Source organism: Streptomyces sp. 142MFCol3.1 (genome assembly GCF_000424945.1).
Taxonomy (GTDB): domain Bacteria; phylum Actinomycetota; class Actinomycetes; order Streptomycetales; family Streptomycetaceae; genus Streptomyces; species Streptomyces siamensis.
The window spans coordinates 157,971-171,872 of record NZ_AUKV01000008.1; the positions used below are offsets into that span (position 1 = coordinate 157,971).

Here is a 13,902-nt window from a genome sequence, read left to right on the forward strand (position 1 = left end):
CACCCCCAATGGCCGCCGAACCCGTGATCGTCGAAGCTGTACGCACCCCCATCGGCAAGCGCGGCGGCGCGCTCGCCAATCTGCACCCCGCCTATCTCCTGGGCGAGACCTACCGGGAGCTCCTGGGCCGCACCGGCATCCACGCCGACTGCGTCGAACAGATCGTCGGTGGCACGGTGACGCACGCCGGCGAACAGTCGATGAACCCCGCCCGCACGGCATGGCTGACGATGGGCCTGCCCTACGAGACGGCGGCGACGACGGTCGACTGCCAGTGCGGCTCCTCGCAGCAGGCCTCGCACATGGTGGCCAACATGGTCGCGGCGGGCGTCATCGACGTCGGCATCAGCTGCGGTGTCGAGGCGATGTCGCGGGTGCCGCTGGGCTCCGGCTCCAAGCACGGTCCGGGCAAGCCGTTCCCCGACGAGTGGAACGTGGACCTGCCCAACCAGTTCGAGGCGGCGGAGCGCATCGCCCGCCACCGCGGCCTGACCCGCGAGAACGTCGACTCGCTCGGTCTCATCTCGCAGGAGCGGGCGGCGATCGCCTGGTCCGAGGAGCGCTTCAAGCGTGAGACGTTCGCCGTCCAGGTGCCGACCACCGAGGAGGAGCAGCGGGCCGGACAGGGCATGTGGCGCCTCGTCGACCGGGACGAGGGACTGCGGGACACCTCCATGGACGCGCTGGCCCGCCTGAAACCGGTGATGCCGACCGCGGTCCACACGGCGGGCAACTCCTCGCAGATCTCCGACGGCGCCGCCGCCATCCTGTGGGCGTCGAAGCGGATGGCGCGCGCACTGAAGCTGAAGCCGCGGGCCCGGATCGTCGCCCAGGCACTCGTGGGCTCCGACCCGCACTTCCACCTCGACGGCCCGATCGACGCGACGCGCGCGGTACTGGGCAAGGCGGGGATGTCCCTGAAGGACATCGACCTCGTCGAGATCAACGAGGCCTTCGCGTCCGTGGTGCTGAGCTGGGCCCAGGTCTTCGAGCAGGACCTGGAGAAGGTCAACGTCAACGGCGGCGCGATCGCGCTGGGACACCCGGTGGGGGCCACCGGGGCCCGCCTGATCACCACCGCGCTCCACGAACTGGAGCGTACGGACAAGGAGTTCGCGCTGATCACGATGTGCGCCGGCGGCGGACTGGCCACCGGGACGATCATCCAGCGGCTGTAGCCGCCCAGGCGACGAATCCGGTGAACGCGGCGGGCCCGAAGGCGAGTGCCGGGCCCGCCGGGTTCTTCGAGTCGCGTACGGCGACGGTGGCGTGGGGGGTCTCGGCGACCTCGACGCAGTCGCCGCCCTGGTCGCTGCTGTACGAGGCTGTGCGCCAGACGAGGGAGCCCATAGGCGCGCATTCGACGCAGTTTCCCCCCTGGTCCCCGCTGTAACTGGACTTACGCCACTGGAGCCCCGTCGCGAGCGCTTTGTTCGCCATAGCGTTCCTCCATCGTGCGCCGGATCAACCTCGCCGAGTCCCTCAGCGACAGCGCGGCGGCCTGCAGATGATCGTAACGGAGCGAGCAGTCCTTGACGGTGTCCGGATTGGCGGTGGGGTGCCCGCTTCCGTAGCCCTCCGTATAGACGATGGAGGGATCACCGGCGAAGCGATAGAGGTCGAACGACCCCTGCAACCCCGCATGGGCTCCTCCCGAAAGCGGCAACACCTGGACATTGACGCGAGGGTTGCCCTCAAAGGACAACAGATGCATCAGTTGCTCTCGCATGGTCTTCGGACCACCGATCTCCAAGAGCAGCGCGGCTTCGCTGAATACCGCCCAAAAGACAGGCGGTTCCCCCTTGTCCAAGATGCCCTGCCTGGCCAGCCGGACAGCAGTACGGTCATCAAGGTCAGCCTGGTTCAACGTACCGAGGACGGCTCGTGCGTAGGCAGGGGTCTGCAGGAGCCCGTGCACCATCTGCGTCTCGAAGGAGTAGATCTCCGCAGCACGGGCCTGCAACTCCGCCACCTGCTGGAACCACCCCGGAAGCTGACTCCGCAACACCAGCCCCACCAACCGCGACAACAACCCGCCCGTCCCCAGCGCCGCGTCCACCCGTTCGCTGAACTCGGGCGTGGGCAGTTTGCGGGCCGTCTCGATCTGGCCGACCAGCGAACCGGTGTAGTTGACGATGTCCCCGAGCTGCTTCTGCGTGAGCCCGGCGGCCTCGCGGTGGCGGCGCAGTTCGAAGCCGTAGTAGTCGAGCGGCGAGGCACCCGGGTCGAGGGCGCTGATGTGGGTCACGCACGGCCCCTTCTCGTACGGCTCGGCCAACAGCGGTACCAGTTGCATCCGTTCGGTAGCCCAGAGTAGTCGGGCGGGGCCAGCCTCGAAGGGTGAACGAATACTTTCCCCCCACGCTGCTGGGCCCCCGTCCCGCCCAGTACCGCATCCGCCTCACCGCGGGCGGGCACTCGGCCCGGCACATCCGCCGGATCGCCCGCTCGTGCCTGGAGGAATGGGAACTGGCCGAGGCGGCGGACGCCGTGGAGCTGGCGCTCACGGAGCTGCTCGCCAACGTCGTCCGCCATGTCCCCGACCGCCGTTGCGTGGTGGTGTTGCTGCGGCTGGCGGCGGGCGTGCGGGGGGAGGTCACCGACGGTCACCCGCAACTGCCCGCCGCCCGGACCGGGTTGCGGCCGGAGGCGGAGAGCGGCCGCGGGCTCGTCCTGCTCGACGCGGTGGTCGACAAGTGGGGGGTGGATCCCGAGCCGGGCGGCGGCAAGACCGTGTGGTTCGAGTGCTCCGCCCCCTGAGCCGGGCACCCGGCCGCGGGGAACGGCTTCCTGTGCGGCCCCGATGAACGCGTCCGGTCCGTTTCGCGTCCTCCCACGTGGCACAGCACACCCACACCTTCGAAGACTTCGAACGGAAACGCCGAGCCGTGGTCCCTGCCGAACCGACCGCCCTGATCCCCGTCCGGCCGGACCGGGCGACCGGGCGCCGAGGACGGCCCGTCCGGGCGTTCGGGCGCCGCCACCGGCTGCCGTTGCTGGCCACCGTGCCCACGCTCCCGCTGTACGCGGTGTGGTGGGTGTTCCTCGCCACCGGCGGCGGCGATCTGGCGGCCCAGGAGGCCTGGGCCGGATTCGCCGCCCGGCACGGCGGATCGGCGTACAACCTGTTCTGGTACGGCGGGATGCACACCGCCGACTACAGCCTGATGTCCCCGTACCTGATGGCCGTGCTCGGTGTGCGCACGGTGACCGTGGCCTCAGGCCTGGCCGCGTCCTGGCTGGCCGCCGTGCTGATCGGACGCGCGGGCGTCCGGCGGCCGGCGGGTCCGGCCCTGCTCGCCTCGCTCGCGCTGTGGTGCAACGTCGCGTCGGGGCGGACGACCTTCGCCCTCGGCGTCGCCTTCGGGCTCGCGGCCTGCGTGCTGCTGACCGGCGAGCGGCGCGGGCCGCTCGCGGCCGGGTACGCGGCTCTCGCGACGGCCGCGAGCCCGGTGGCCGGTCTCTTCCTGGCGGTGCCGGGAGCCGCGTACCTCGCGGAACGCGACCGGGTGCGGGCCTGCGTCCTGCTGCTGCCGCCGTGCGCCGTGGTCGGGGCGACCACCGTGCTGTTCCCCTTCACCGGCGAGCAGTTGATGCCGCCGGCCCGCGTCTGGCCGCCCGTGCTCCTCGGGCTCGCGGTGGCCGCGCTGGCACCGCGCGGCTGGCGGGCGGCCCGGTGGAGCGGTGTCGTCTACGCGGCCGGCACCGTCCTCACGTACCTGGTCGCCTCGCCGGTCGGCACGAACGTCGAGCGGTTCGCGGAACTGTTCGCACCCGCCGTGCTGCTGGCCGCGCTGCTCGCCGTCTCCCGGCCGAAGAGGCTGCGGCGCGCCCTGCTGGTCGCGGCGCTGGTGTTCTCCGTCGCCTGGGTCGGCAAGAAGACCGCCGACGACCTGGTGGTCTCGACGGCGGTCCCCGCCTGGGCCGCCGACACACAGGGCGTGATCGGGGCGCTGGAGCGGCTGGGCGCCGACCGCGGGCGGGTCGAGGCGGTGCCGGCCCGCAACCACCGCGAGGCCACCGTGTTCGCCCCGCACGTGAACCTGGCCCGCGGCTGGAACCGCCAGCTGGACATGGAGCGCGGGCGGCTCTTCTACGACGGCACCTTCTCCGAGGCGTCCTACCGGGCCTGGCTGGACCGGTGGGCGGTCGGCTACGTCGTGCTGTCCTCGGGCACGCCGGACGGGTACGCGCGGGACGAGGCGCGCCTGGTGCGTGAACGGCCCGCGTGGCTGGAGCCGGTGTGGAGCGACGCGCACTGGCGGGTGTTCCGGGTGCGCGACGCGGTGCCGCTGGTGTCGTCCCCCGCCTCGGTGCTGCGCAGCTCCGGCGCCGACGTCGAGATACGGATACCGAGGCCCGGCCCGGTCACCGTGCGGATCGCGTACTCGCCCTGGCTGCGCGCCGAGGGCGGCTGCCTGGCGAAGGAGGGCGAGTTCACGCGGCTGACGGTGTCCGAGCCGGGCGAGTACCGGATCAGTTCGGAGTACGGTCCCTCGCCGGTGCGGGCTCCTTCGTGCTGACCTCCACGGGTTTGCCCGGCGTCCGGGGCCCCTGGAGCAGGTAGGTCAGGCCGAAGCCCGCCGCGACGACGGCCGCGCCGCCCGCCGCGTCCAGCACCCAGTGGTTGCCGGTCGCCACGATCGCGGAGACCGTGCAGAGCGGGTGCAGCAGGCCCAGTGCCTTCATCCACCACTTGGGCGCCAGGATCGCGATGACGAGCCCGCACCACAGGGACCAGCCGAAGTGCAGCGAGGGCATCGCCGCGTACTGGTTGGTGAGCGCGGTCAGCGTGCCGTAGTCCGGCTGCGAGAAGTCCTGCACGCCGTGCACCGTGTCGATGACGCCGAGGCCCGGCATCAGGCGCGGCGGGGCGAGCGGGTAGAGCCAGAAGCCGACGAGGGCGAGCAGGGTGGCGAGGCCGAGGGCCGAGCGCGCCCAGCGGTAGTCGGCGGGCCGGCGGGCGTAGAGGACACCGAGGACGGTGAGCGGGACGACGAAGTGGAACGACTCGTAGTAGAAGTCGAAGAAGTCCCGCAGGAAGCCGACCTCGACCACCGCGTGGTTGGCCCAGTGCTCGATGTCGATGTGCAGGAACCGCTCGATGGCCAGTATCTGGTCGCCGTGGTGCTCCGCGGTGGCCCGGCCGCCCGAGTTGGTGCCGCCGGTCGCGGCGAGCCGGACCTGCTGGTAGGCGGAGTAGCCGACGCGGATCAGGAGCAGTTCGAGGAGCAGGTTCGGGCGGGTCAGGACCCGGCCGGGGAACGGCAGCAGCGGCACCCGCCCGAAGCGGGTGGGCACGGGCCGCGCGTAGTCGGTGGGCACCGGTGCCCGGTAGTGCTCCGAGGTGCGCGACAGGAACGGGACGACGGTGGCCGCGGCGAGCGCGGCGAGCAGCACCACGTTGTCGCGCAGCGGGTAGAGCGACGTCATGTTCGGCAGCATCATCTTCGCGGGCAGCGTCATGACGAGGACCACGGCGACGGGCCACATGTAGCGGTCCGAGGTCTTCCTGCCGACCCGGCCGACCACCGCCGGCAGCACCCACAGCAGCTGGTGCTGCCAGCTGGTGGGCGACACGGCGACGGCGACGCAGCCGGTGACCGCCACGGCGAGCAGCAGCTGGCCGTCCCTCGCGTAGCGCACGGCGCGGCGCAGTCCGAGGACGGCGACGGCCGCCCCGAAGAAGAGGAACAGTCCGATCTCCGGCGGGCCGCTCAGCCCGAGCCGCAGCAGCGCGCCGTGCAGGGACTGGTTGGTGAGGTCGTCCGCTTCCTGCCCGAGTCCGACGCCCGCGAAGTGGTGCACCCAGTACGTGTTCGAGTCGTGCGGCAGCGCCGCCCAGGCGAGCAGGGTGATGCCGCCGAAGGTGAACCCGGTGGACGCGGCTGCGCGGCGGCGGCCGGTGAACCAGAGCAGCGGCGCGAAGAGCAGGACGGTCGGCTGGAGGGCCGCGGCGAGACCGATCATGGCGCCGGCGGCGCGCTCCCCGCGTACGGCGAAGCAGCCGAGCAGGACGAGCAGCACCGGGATGATGCTGGTCTGGCCCAGGTAGAGGGCGTTGCGGACGGGCAGCGACAGCATCAGCAGGCTGATCGCGACCGGCGCGGCGAGCAGCGAGGTGCGGCGGCTCACCGGCTGCGGCAGGGCGCGTGCGGCGACCACGCCGAGCGCGACGACCAGCAGCAGTGTGCCGAAGGTCCAGCCCCAGCCGAGGGCCTGCTCGGCCGCGCGCGTGAGGGGTTTGAGGACGAGTCCCGCGAAGGGGGTGCCGGTGAACTGCGTCGAGTCGTACAGGGAGCCCTTCACGTGCAGGACGCCGTCGGGTCCGACCCAGGTCTCCAGGTCCGTCAGCCGGTCCGTGCTGGGGGCGCTGAGGACCGCGGCCATCTGCCGCACCGCCAGGACCGTGGCGATCAGCCACAGCCCGACACGGGCGGCGCGCAGTCTCTCTCCCGTCGTCCCGACGACTCCCGCCCCGATGGCATTGCCTGCTCGTCCGCCGCGCTCCGCGTTCCCCACGCTCCGTCGGCCCTCCCGCCCCATCCGTCCCGCGTGTTCCTGTATGTCTCGTACATCTGTCCCTTTCGGGACCCTATGAGGCTCGCACCGCCCCCGTCGAGAGACGCAGGCAACCCCCGCTTCACCTGACGGCCTCCGCCCTTTTGTCCGGAAGACGACCGTGCGCGGGCGGGCCGGTTCCCTCCCCGGCCCGCGACAAAGGTCACAGGCGGCGGCCCCGAAAGCACTTGTCGATCTCTCCGTCGCCCCTGCGCACGCGGCATTTATGTGCACTGCGCGGCAGGCCGGCCACTCCACGTAATGGCACGGAGTGCCCCTATGGTCGCTTTTCGGCCTGCTTCCGAGCGGGCCCGGTCCGCCCCGGGTGGCCGAGCCCCGCCGCCCGGCGGGCCGCGGTCCGCCCGGCGCCCCGGGTCCGCCTCCGGTGGGCCCGGGTCCGCCACCCCGCGAACCGTGTCCCTGTCCCCGACGGAAGGAAGGCCCTTGCCGACCGCCACGCCCGTAGCCCCCACCGTCCCCGCGCCGCGCGCCGCCACCCCCGCGCCTGCCGCTCCCCCGGAGATCACCGTCACCGACCCGGCGCTGGTCAAGCGCGCCGTGAAGGCGGCAGCGCTCGGCAACGCGATGGAGTGGTTCGACTTCGGTGTCTACAGCTACATCGCGGTGACCCTGGGCAAGGTCTTCTTCCCGTCCGGCAACCCGACCGCGCAGCTGCTGTCCACCTTCGGCGCCTTCGCCGCGGCCTTCCTCGTCCGCCCGCTCGGCGGCATGGTCTTCGGACCGCTCGGCGACCGCGTCGGCCGCCAGAAGGTCCTCGCGCTCACCATGATCATGATGGCGGCGGGCACGTTCGCGATCGGCCTGATCCCCTCCTACGCGACGATCGGCGTCGGCGCCCCGATCCTGCTGCTCGCCGCCCGCCTCGTCCAGGGCTTCTCGACCGGCGGCGAGTACGCGGGCGCCTCGACGTTCATCGCCGAGTACGCGCCCGACAAGAAGCGCGGATTCTTCGGCAGCTGGCTGGAGTTCGGCACGCTGGCCGGTTACATCGGCGGTGCGGGCCTGGTCACGCTGATGACCGCCCTGCTCTCCGACGACGCCCTGCTGTCCTGGGGCTGGCGTGTGCCGTTCCTGATCGCGGGCCCGATGGGCATCATCGGCCTCTACCTGCGGATGCGCCTGGAGGAGACCCCGGCGTTCGCCGCCGAGGTCGAGAAGGCGGAGAAGTCGCGCCCCAAGGTGCGGCTGCGCGAGACGGTCGCCGGCCAGTGGCGTGCGCTGCTGCTGTGCATGGGCCTGGTCCTGGTCTTCAACGTCACCGACTACATGCTGCTGTCGTACATGCCGAGCTACCTGACCAGTGAGCTCAAGTACGACGAGACGCACGGTCTGCTCGTCGTCCTCGGTGTGATGGTGCTGATGATGGTCGTGCAGCCCTTCGCGGGTGCGCTGACCGACCGGATCGGCCGCCGCCCGTTGATCTTCGCGGGCTGTGCCGGGTTCCTGGCCCTGTCGGTCCCCGCGCTGCTGCTGATCCGTCAGGGCAGCCTGTTCGCGGTCGCTCTCGGCATGGCCGCCCTCGGCCTGCTGCTGGTCTGCTTCACCGCCGCGATGCCCGCGGCGCTGCCCGCGCTCTTCCCGACGAAGGTCCGCTACGGCTCGCTGTCCATCGGCTTCAACATCTCCGTGTCGATGTTCGGCGGCACCACCCCGCTGGTGGTCACGGCGCTCATCGGGGCGACCGGGAACATGATGATGCCCGCCTACTACATGATGGCCGCCGCCGTGATCGGAGGCGTCGCGGTCTGGTTCATGTCGGAGTCCGCCGGGCGCCCGCTGCCGGGGTCCGCGCCGTCCGTGGAGCCCGCCGACCGCTGACGCGGAGCACGAACCACCTGGCCGCCACGGGCGCCGACGCCGGGTCACAGCCCTGCGCCGGCGCCCGTCGCCGTGGAACCGCGGCCTCCGCGACGCCGTCTGAGTCCCTGTTCCGACGGCACGACGGAAGGACCACGGGGGACATGCGCGCGGATCGGTCGAGTTTCGTACGGGGACGGCTGCTGGTCGTCGTCCTGGCCCTGCTGGGGCTCCAGCTGGGATCGCTGGTGGCACCGGCGTACGCCTGCGGATGCGGCGCCATGGTGCCGGACGCGCGGCGGCACGTCACCGTGGACCGCGAGATGTCCGTGGTCCGCTTCGACGGCCGTCAGGAACAGATCGTGATGCGCCTGACGGTCACCGGGGACTCCCGCGAGGCCGCGTGGATCATGCCGGTTCCGCACCGGGCCACCGTGAAGCTGGGCGACAGCGAGCTGTTCGGCCTGCTCGACGACGCCGTCGCGCCCGAGCACCGCACACGCCACCACTTCTGGCCGGACTCCGGGGACTGGCCCTTCGCCGGTGACGGGGACACCGCCGACGCCCCGCGGGCCGGCGCGACGGCGCCCTCCGTGGACGTCGTCGGCCGCGAACGCCTGGGCCCCTTCGACGTGGCCCGCCTGACCGCCACCGACTCCGGCGCCCTCGGCGACTGGCTCGCCGAGAACGGCTTCTCGCTCCCCGCACGGCTCGACAAAGCGCTCCAGCCCTACGTCGACCAGGGCTGGGAGTACGTGGCGATCCGGCTCGCCCCCGAGCAGGACGGCGCCCCGCTCGGCGGCACCCTGGACCCGCTCCACCTCACCTTCGCCAGCGACGAACCGGTGTACCCGATGCGGCTGTCCCGGCTCGCCCGGACACCGCAGTCCCTTGGCCTGTACGTCCTCGCCGCGCACCGCATGGAGCCGGCCTCGTCGATCGGCGGCGACGCGCCCCGGATCACGTACGCGGGCCGGATCTCCGCCCTTCCGGGCCCGTTGGCCGGGCTCACGGCCGACGGCACCGACTTCCTCACCGCCCTCGACCAGGAGTTCCCGCAGCCCTCGCGCATCTTTGGCGACCACCGGCTGCGGCGCACGGCCACCGACGCGACGTACCGTCAGGTGATCTACGACGACCGGCTGTTGACGGCGGGGCCGGTCCCGGCCTGGCTGCTGACGGTCGGCGCGGTGCTCGCCGCCGCCCTGACGGTCATCGCGCTGCGCGTACGGGCCCACCGGCGACGCCCGGTGCTGCCGCCGCCCCCGGTGCACGCTCCGCCGCCGATCGGCTGACGTCCGACGCGCCCCGCGGAAAACCGGCTGGCGAGTGCCCGGAGCCGCGACTACATTCACCACCATAACTAGTTAGGGCATCTAACTAGGCATACGAAAGGCATGGTGCATGAGCGAGTCGCAGCTCTGGAACGACGTCGACGACTATTTCGCCACCCTCCTCGCCCCCCACGACGACGCCCTCGCCGCAGCCCTGCGCGAGAGCGACGCAGCCGGCCTGCCCCGCATCAACGTCGCGCCGAACCAGGGCAAGCTGCTCCACCTCCTCGCCCAGCTCCAGGGCGCCCGCCGCGTCCTGGAGATCGGCACCCTCGGCGGCTACAGCACCATCTGGCTGGGCCGCGCCCTGCCCGCCGACGGCCGGCTGATCACCCTGGAGTACGACCCGGCGCACGCCGAGGTCGCCCGCCGCAACCTCGCCCGCGCCGGCCTCGAAAAGATCGCCGAGGTCCGGGTGGGCCCCGCCCTGGAGTCCCTGCCGAAACTGGCCGACGAGCATCCGGAGCCGTTCGACCTCGTCTTCATCGACGCCGACAAGGTGAACAACCCGCACTACGTCGAGTGGGCCGTCATGCTCACCCGGCCCGGCAGCCTGATCGTCCTCGACAACGTCGTGCGCGGCGGCGCCGTCACGGACGCGGACAGCACCGACGCGAGCGTCCGCGGCACCCGTGCCGCGCTCGAACTGTTCGCCAAGCACCCGAAGTTGAGCGGCACGGCGATCCAGACGGTGGGCAGCAAGGGGTACGACGGGTTCGCGCTGGCCCGCGTGGTGGCCTGACGGTCCCGGACGGCGGGGCCGCCGCCCGGGACCGGAAACCCCTCAAGACTCGTGGTAGAAGCCCACGTTCACCGTGCGCGGGCCGCCGCGGTCCTGGATGACGAGTTCCCCGGAACCGCCCGCCGGCAGCTTCGCCGTCCCCCCGTACGGGAGGGTCTGCGCCTGCTGCCCGGCCAGCGTCAGCCGCACCTCGGAGGACGGCTCGGAGTGCGAGCCGCGCAGCCAGGTCACCTGCCAGGTGCCCTCCGGGCCGCACAGGAACTCCAGATGGACCCGGGAGACGAACAGCCAGTCGTCGGGAGTCGCGAGACGGCACACGGCCCGGTCCCGGCCCACCCGCAACACGGCTCCGGGGTCGCTCGGCGCGTCGGCCATCAGCATCCCGGCCGTCGCACCCGCGTCCGCCCCGGACACCGAGGCCATGGTGAGTTCGAGCACGCGCGCTCCTTCGTGTTGTGCCGGTCCCGTCGTCCGGGCACGGCGCGCCGTCGCCGCGCCGCCGCCGCATGATAATTCGACCGATCGCCCCGCCGTGCGGCCTCCGGCACAATGGACCCATGACCGAGCGAAAGCCACCCGGTGTCAGCTTCGAGTCCTGGATAGACAAACAGATCCGCGAGGCACAGGCGCGCGGCGAGTTCGCGGAGCTCCCGGGCGCGGGCAAGCCGCTGCCGCACGGGAACGACACGTCGTACGACGAACTGTGGTGGATCAAGCAGAAGATGGCCCGCGAGGGGCTGTCCGTGCTGCCGCCCACCCTCGCCCTGCGCAAGGAGGCGGAGGACGCGCTCGCCGCGGCCGCCGCGGCACCCTCGGAACGCGTCGTGCGCCGCATCGTCGAGGACATCAACACCAAGATCCGCGACGTCATGTTCAAGCCCCCGCCGGGACCGCCCCTCGGCCTCAAGCCGTACGACGTGGAAGCGGTCGTGCGCGAGTGGCGCGAAGCCCGGGAGGAATGACCGGCCGCCCGGGTGCAGCCCGGGCCGGCAGGGGCAACCCGGCTGCGGGAGTCCGAACGGGGCCGCGTCCCGGACCATGGTCCGGGACGCGGCCCCGTGGCACGGCCGGCCGTGGCCGACCGTGCGGAACGTGCCCCGCACCATCGCCGACGACGGTGCGGGACACGGCTCACAGGTGCAGGAGCCGCTCGGTGATCTCGCGGTAGTCCCGCAGTGCGAGACGCAGCTGTTCGGTGTCCGCGCCCGCCTCCTTGCCCTCGCCCTGCTGGAGGACCGTGCGCAGGGTGCGACGACGCCGGGTCACGGCCTCCGTGAACGTCCCGGCCAGCTCCTCCAGCACGTGGTCGGCCTCCTCCACGGAGTCCCTCGGCCCGTCGACGAACCCGCCGAGCGCGTGCCGCAGACGCAGCGCGAACGTGTCGCTCTCGTCCTTCGCCAGCAGCGGGGTGTCCGGCCGTCCGGCGTCCTGCGCGGGCCGGCCGCCGCCGTGCCCGTCGGCGCGCCCGCTCCCCGTGCCGCCCTCGGCGGCACCCGTGACGCCCCTGGCACCGGTGGCACCGGTGGCGGTCCGGGCACGGTCGCCGAGACCCTCGCCGCGGCCGACGCGTTCGGCTCCCGCGGTGCGGTCACCGGACTTCCGGTCACCGGACTTCCCGATGCCGTCGCGACCGAGGCCGTCGCCGCCGAGGCCGTCGCCACCGCGGGCCGGGGCGTCGGCACGCCCGCCGACGCGGTCCTCGTCGGCGCGGGTACGGACGTCGCCGCCCCGGCCACGCCCGTCCGTGCCCGTGCGGCCCACGCCCGCCGGTCCGACGCCCTCGCGGGGTGTCCCGACCGCGTCGGTCCGGCCCGGGCGCTCTTCGCGCACCGCACCGCCGGCGGCACGCACGCCCTCCCGGGGCGCGGTGACGGAGCCCTCCGGCTCCCCGGCGCGTGCCGCCGCGGCCTCCTCCGCCGCCGCCCGGAACGCCGGGTCCACCGGGTCCTTCCCGGTCGTACGCGACGGTGTCCGCTCCGGACCCTGGTCCGGTGTCCTGTCGTTCATCTTCGTCAACTCCCCTTCACCTGACGGCGGTTGAACGCCCAGGGCAGCGGGGAACGGCTGCCGGAGACCGGCTGCTGGGAGTCGGTCTCCGGGGTCTGCGCCTCCTCCGTGCGATGCCGCGGATCGTCCTGCCGCGCCGGGGCCACCAGCTCCTCGAACAGGGCGCGGGCCTCGATCATGGCCTTGCGCATCTCCTCCGTGCCGGCACCGTTCTCCGCCGCTTCGGCCTGCGCGACACGGTGCACGCGCCGGTAGCCGTGGACGTGGTGCCCGTGGTGCACCGAGAGGGCGTCGATCTGCTCCTCGTACCGGCCGCCGTCGGGGAAGCCGCGCCTGCCCGCCACCTCGCCGAGCAGCCGGTCGGCCTCGGCCACGGCCTCTCGCGGGGAGTCGACGAAGCGTTCCTGGGCGGCCGTCCAGCGGTTCGCGTACTCCTCGCGGGCCGCGGGCTGCAACGGCTGCCTGCGCAGGGCCCCGTGCCGCTTCACCCGCTCGGCCAGGTCTCGTTCGGCGGCCCGGGTGTCGCCGTCGTGCCGGGCGACGGTCCTTTCGTACTCGGGTCCGAAGCGCCGCCGCAGACTGCGCCCGCCCTGCGGCCTTTGAGCAAGAAGGGTCAGGGTGGCCGCAACGACGACAACGGCCACCACGATCACGATCAGAGCGATGATCACGCCTGTGGACATGGATGCCTTCCCGGGTTCTCGACCCAACGGGCCGGTTCGGGAACCGGGTTGCCCGCAAAGCGCTCCCCAAACGGTCCCCGCACCGCGCACGCCCGCCGGCCCGCCGCCCTCGCCGCGGGGCCCGCCGTAATCCACTTGCGGGCGGGGGGACCCGCCTCCCCACAATGACCGGCATGACCGACGCCCCCGCCGACAACGCCACCCGCACGACGCCCTCCTGGACCGTCGCTCCCGAGCCCTTCGACTCCCCCGCGGCGGCGGCGCTGTGGCGGGCGTACTACACGGAGGTCAGCGACCGCTGGTACCTGCTGCACGAGGGACGCACGACGGACCCGGGCGAGCTGGAGCGTGAGATCGCGGCACGCACCGGCGGCGAATTCGCGCCGCCCACCGGGGTGTTGCTCGTCGCGCGGTACGAGGGCGAGCCCGCGGGCACCGCCGGCGTACGGATGCTCGACGCCACCACGGGCGAACTGAGCCGCGTCTTCGTCCGCGCGGAACTGCGCGGCAGGGGCGGCGCCCCCGTCCTGCTGGCGGCCGTCGAGGAGGCGGCCCGCGGCCTCGGCGCCGAGCGGCTCGTCCTCGACACCCGCAGCGACCTCGTGGAGGCCCGCGCGCTCTACGCCCGGCACGGCTACCGGGAGACCGCGGCGCACAACGACGACGTGTACGCCGAGCACTGGTTCAGGAAGGAACTGACGGGCCGGCCGGCGGACTAGTGCCGCGGCACGCGACGTCCGCCCGTCATGGAACGGCG

Annotated in this window: 14 protein-coding genes; 8 read left to right on the forward strand and 6 right to left on the reverse strand. The window is 72.8% G+C overall.

Annotation, left to right across the window (positions count from 1 at the left end; genetic code table 11):
- The first annotated feature begins 8 nt into the window (after positions 1–8).
- Positions 9–1,178 (forward strand): steroid 3-ketoacyl-CoA thiolase, encoded by a 1,170-nt coding sequence (locus tag H305_RS0113560; RefSeq protein WP_028800876.1) that lies wholly within the window; start codon positions 9–11, stop codon positions 1,176–1,178.
- On the opposite strand, the gene H305_RS45710 is transcribed toward H305_RS0113560, so the two are convergent.
- Together H305_RS45710 and H305_RS0113570 are read right to left on the reverse strand one after the other, a co-directional pair.
- Positions 1,162–1,440 (reverse strand): DUF397 domain-containing protein, encoded by a 279-nt coding sequence (locus tag H305_RS45710; RefSeq protein ID WP_037763768.1) that lies wholly within the window; start codon positions 1,438–1,440, stop codon positions 1,162–1,164. The two genes, H305_RS0113560 and H305_RS45710, sit on opposite strands and share 17 nt — an antisense overlap.
- Positions 1,400–2,248, reverse strand: coding sequence for a helix-turn-helix domain-containing protein (locus H305_RS0113570; protein ID WP_028800878.1), 849 nt, complete (start codon positions 2,246–2,248; stop codon positions 1,400–1,402). The genes H305_RS45710 and H305_RS0113570 overlap by 41 nt, the downstream gene beginning before the upstream one ends.
- 92 nt (positions 2,249–2,340) lie before the next feature.
- Here H305_RS0113570 and H305_RS0113575 point away from each other — a divergent pair, with 92 nt between their 5' ends.
- Together H305_RS0113575 and H305_RS0113580 are read left to right on the forward strand one after the other, a co-directional pair.
- Entirely contained in the window at positions 2,341–2,760 is a 420-nt protein-coding gene (locus H305_RS0113575; protein WP_028800879.1) for an ATP-binding protein, read from the forward strand.
- A 152-nt stretch (positions 2,761–2,912) separates the two neighbouring features.
- Positions 2,913–4,523 (forward strand): hypothetical protein, encoded by a 1,611-nt coding sequence (locus H305_RS0113580; protein ID WP_199791398.1) that lies wholly within the window; start codon positions 2,913–2,915, stop codon positions 4,521–4,523.
- Here the strand turns inward: H305_RS0113580 and H305_RS0113585 are convergent.
- Positions 4,477–6,522, reverse strand: coding sequence for a bifunctional glycosyltransferase 87/phosphatase PAP2 family protein (locus H305_RS0113585; protein WP_028800881.1), 2,046 nt, complete (start codon positions 6,520–6,522; stop codon positions 4,477–4,479). The genes H305_RS0113580 and H305_RS0113585 overlap by 47 nt on opposite strands.
- A 483-nt stretch (positions 6,523–7,005) precedes the next feature.
- Here H305_RS0113585 and proP point away from each other — a divergent pair, with 483 nt between their 5' ends.
- From proP to H305_RS0113600, 3 genes are all read left to right on the forward strand, one after another.
- Positions 7,006–8,400: a glycine betaine/L-proline transporter ProP gene (gene proP, locus H305_RS0113590; protein ID WP_028800882.1), complete on the forward strand. Its 1,395-nt coding sequence runs from the start codon at positions 7,006–7,008 to the stop codon at positions 8,398–8,400.
- Positions 8,401–8,543: 143 nt separating this feature from the next.
- Entirely contained in the window at positions 8,544–9,674 is a 1,131-nt protein-coding gene (locus tag H305_RS0113595) for a DUF2330 domain-containing protein (protein ID WP_028800883.1), read from the forward strand.
- Positions 9,675–9,783: 109 nt separating this feature from the next.
- Positions 9,784–10,455: an O-methyltransferase gene (locus H305_RS0113600; RefSeq protein ID WP_028800884.1), complete on the forward strand. Its 672-nt coding sequence runs from the start codon at positions 9,784–9,786 to the stop codon at positions 10,453–10,455.
- 42 nt (positions 10,456–10,497) lie between these two features.
- Here the strand turns inward: H305_RS0113600 and H305_RS0113605 are convergent, their stop codons facing one another.
- Positions 10,498–10,893, reverse strand: a complete 396-nt coding sequence (locus H305_RS0113605) for an FHA domain-containing protein (RefSeq protein WP_028800885.1) — start codon at positions 10,891–10,893, stop codon at positions 10,498–10,500.
- Between the two features lie 119 nt (positions 10,894–11,012).
- Between H305_RS0113605 and H305_RS0113610 the strand changes: the two genes are divergently transcribed.
- Positions 11,013–11,417 (forward strand): DUF1992 domain-containing protein, encoded by a 405-nt coding sequence (locus tag H305_RS0113610; protein ID WP_028800886.1) that lies wholly within the window; start codon positions 11,013–11,015, stop codon positions 11,415–11,417.
- Positions 11,418–11,586: 169 nt separating this feature from the next.
- Here H305_RS0113610 and H305_RS56015 read toward each other — a convergent pair whose 3' ends face one another.
- On the reverse strand, positions 11,587–12,462 hold the full coding sequence (locus tag H305_RS56015; protein WP_324608095.1) for a hypothetical protein: 876 nt from the start codon (positions 12,460–12,462) through the stop codon (positions 11,587–11,589).
- 5 nt (positions 12,463–12,467) lie between these two features.
- On the reverse strand, positions 12,468–13,145 hold the full coding sequence (locus H305_RS0113620; protein WP_028800887.1) for a hypothetical protein: 678 nt from the start codon (positions 13,143–13,145) through the stop codon (positions 12,468–12,470).
- A gap of 173 nt (positions 13,146–13,318) precedes the next feature.
- Between H305_RS0113620 and H305_RS0113625 the strand changes: the two genes are divergently transcribed.
- Positions 13,319–13,864 (forward strand): GNAT family N-acetyltransferase, encoded by a 546-nt coding sequence (locus H305_RS0113625; RefSeq protein WP_028800888.1) that lies wholly within the window; start codon positions 13,319–13,321, stop codon positions 13,862–13,864.
- Positions 13,865–13,902 lie beyond the last annotated feature (38 nt).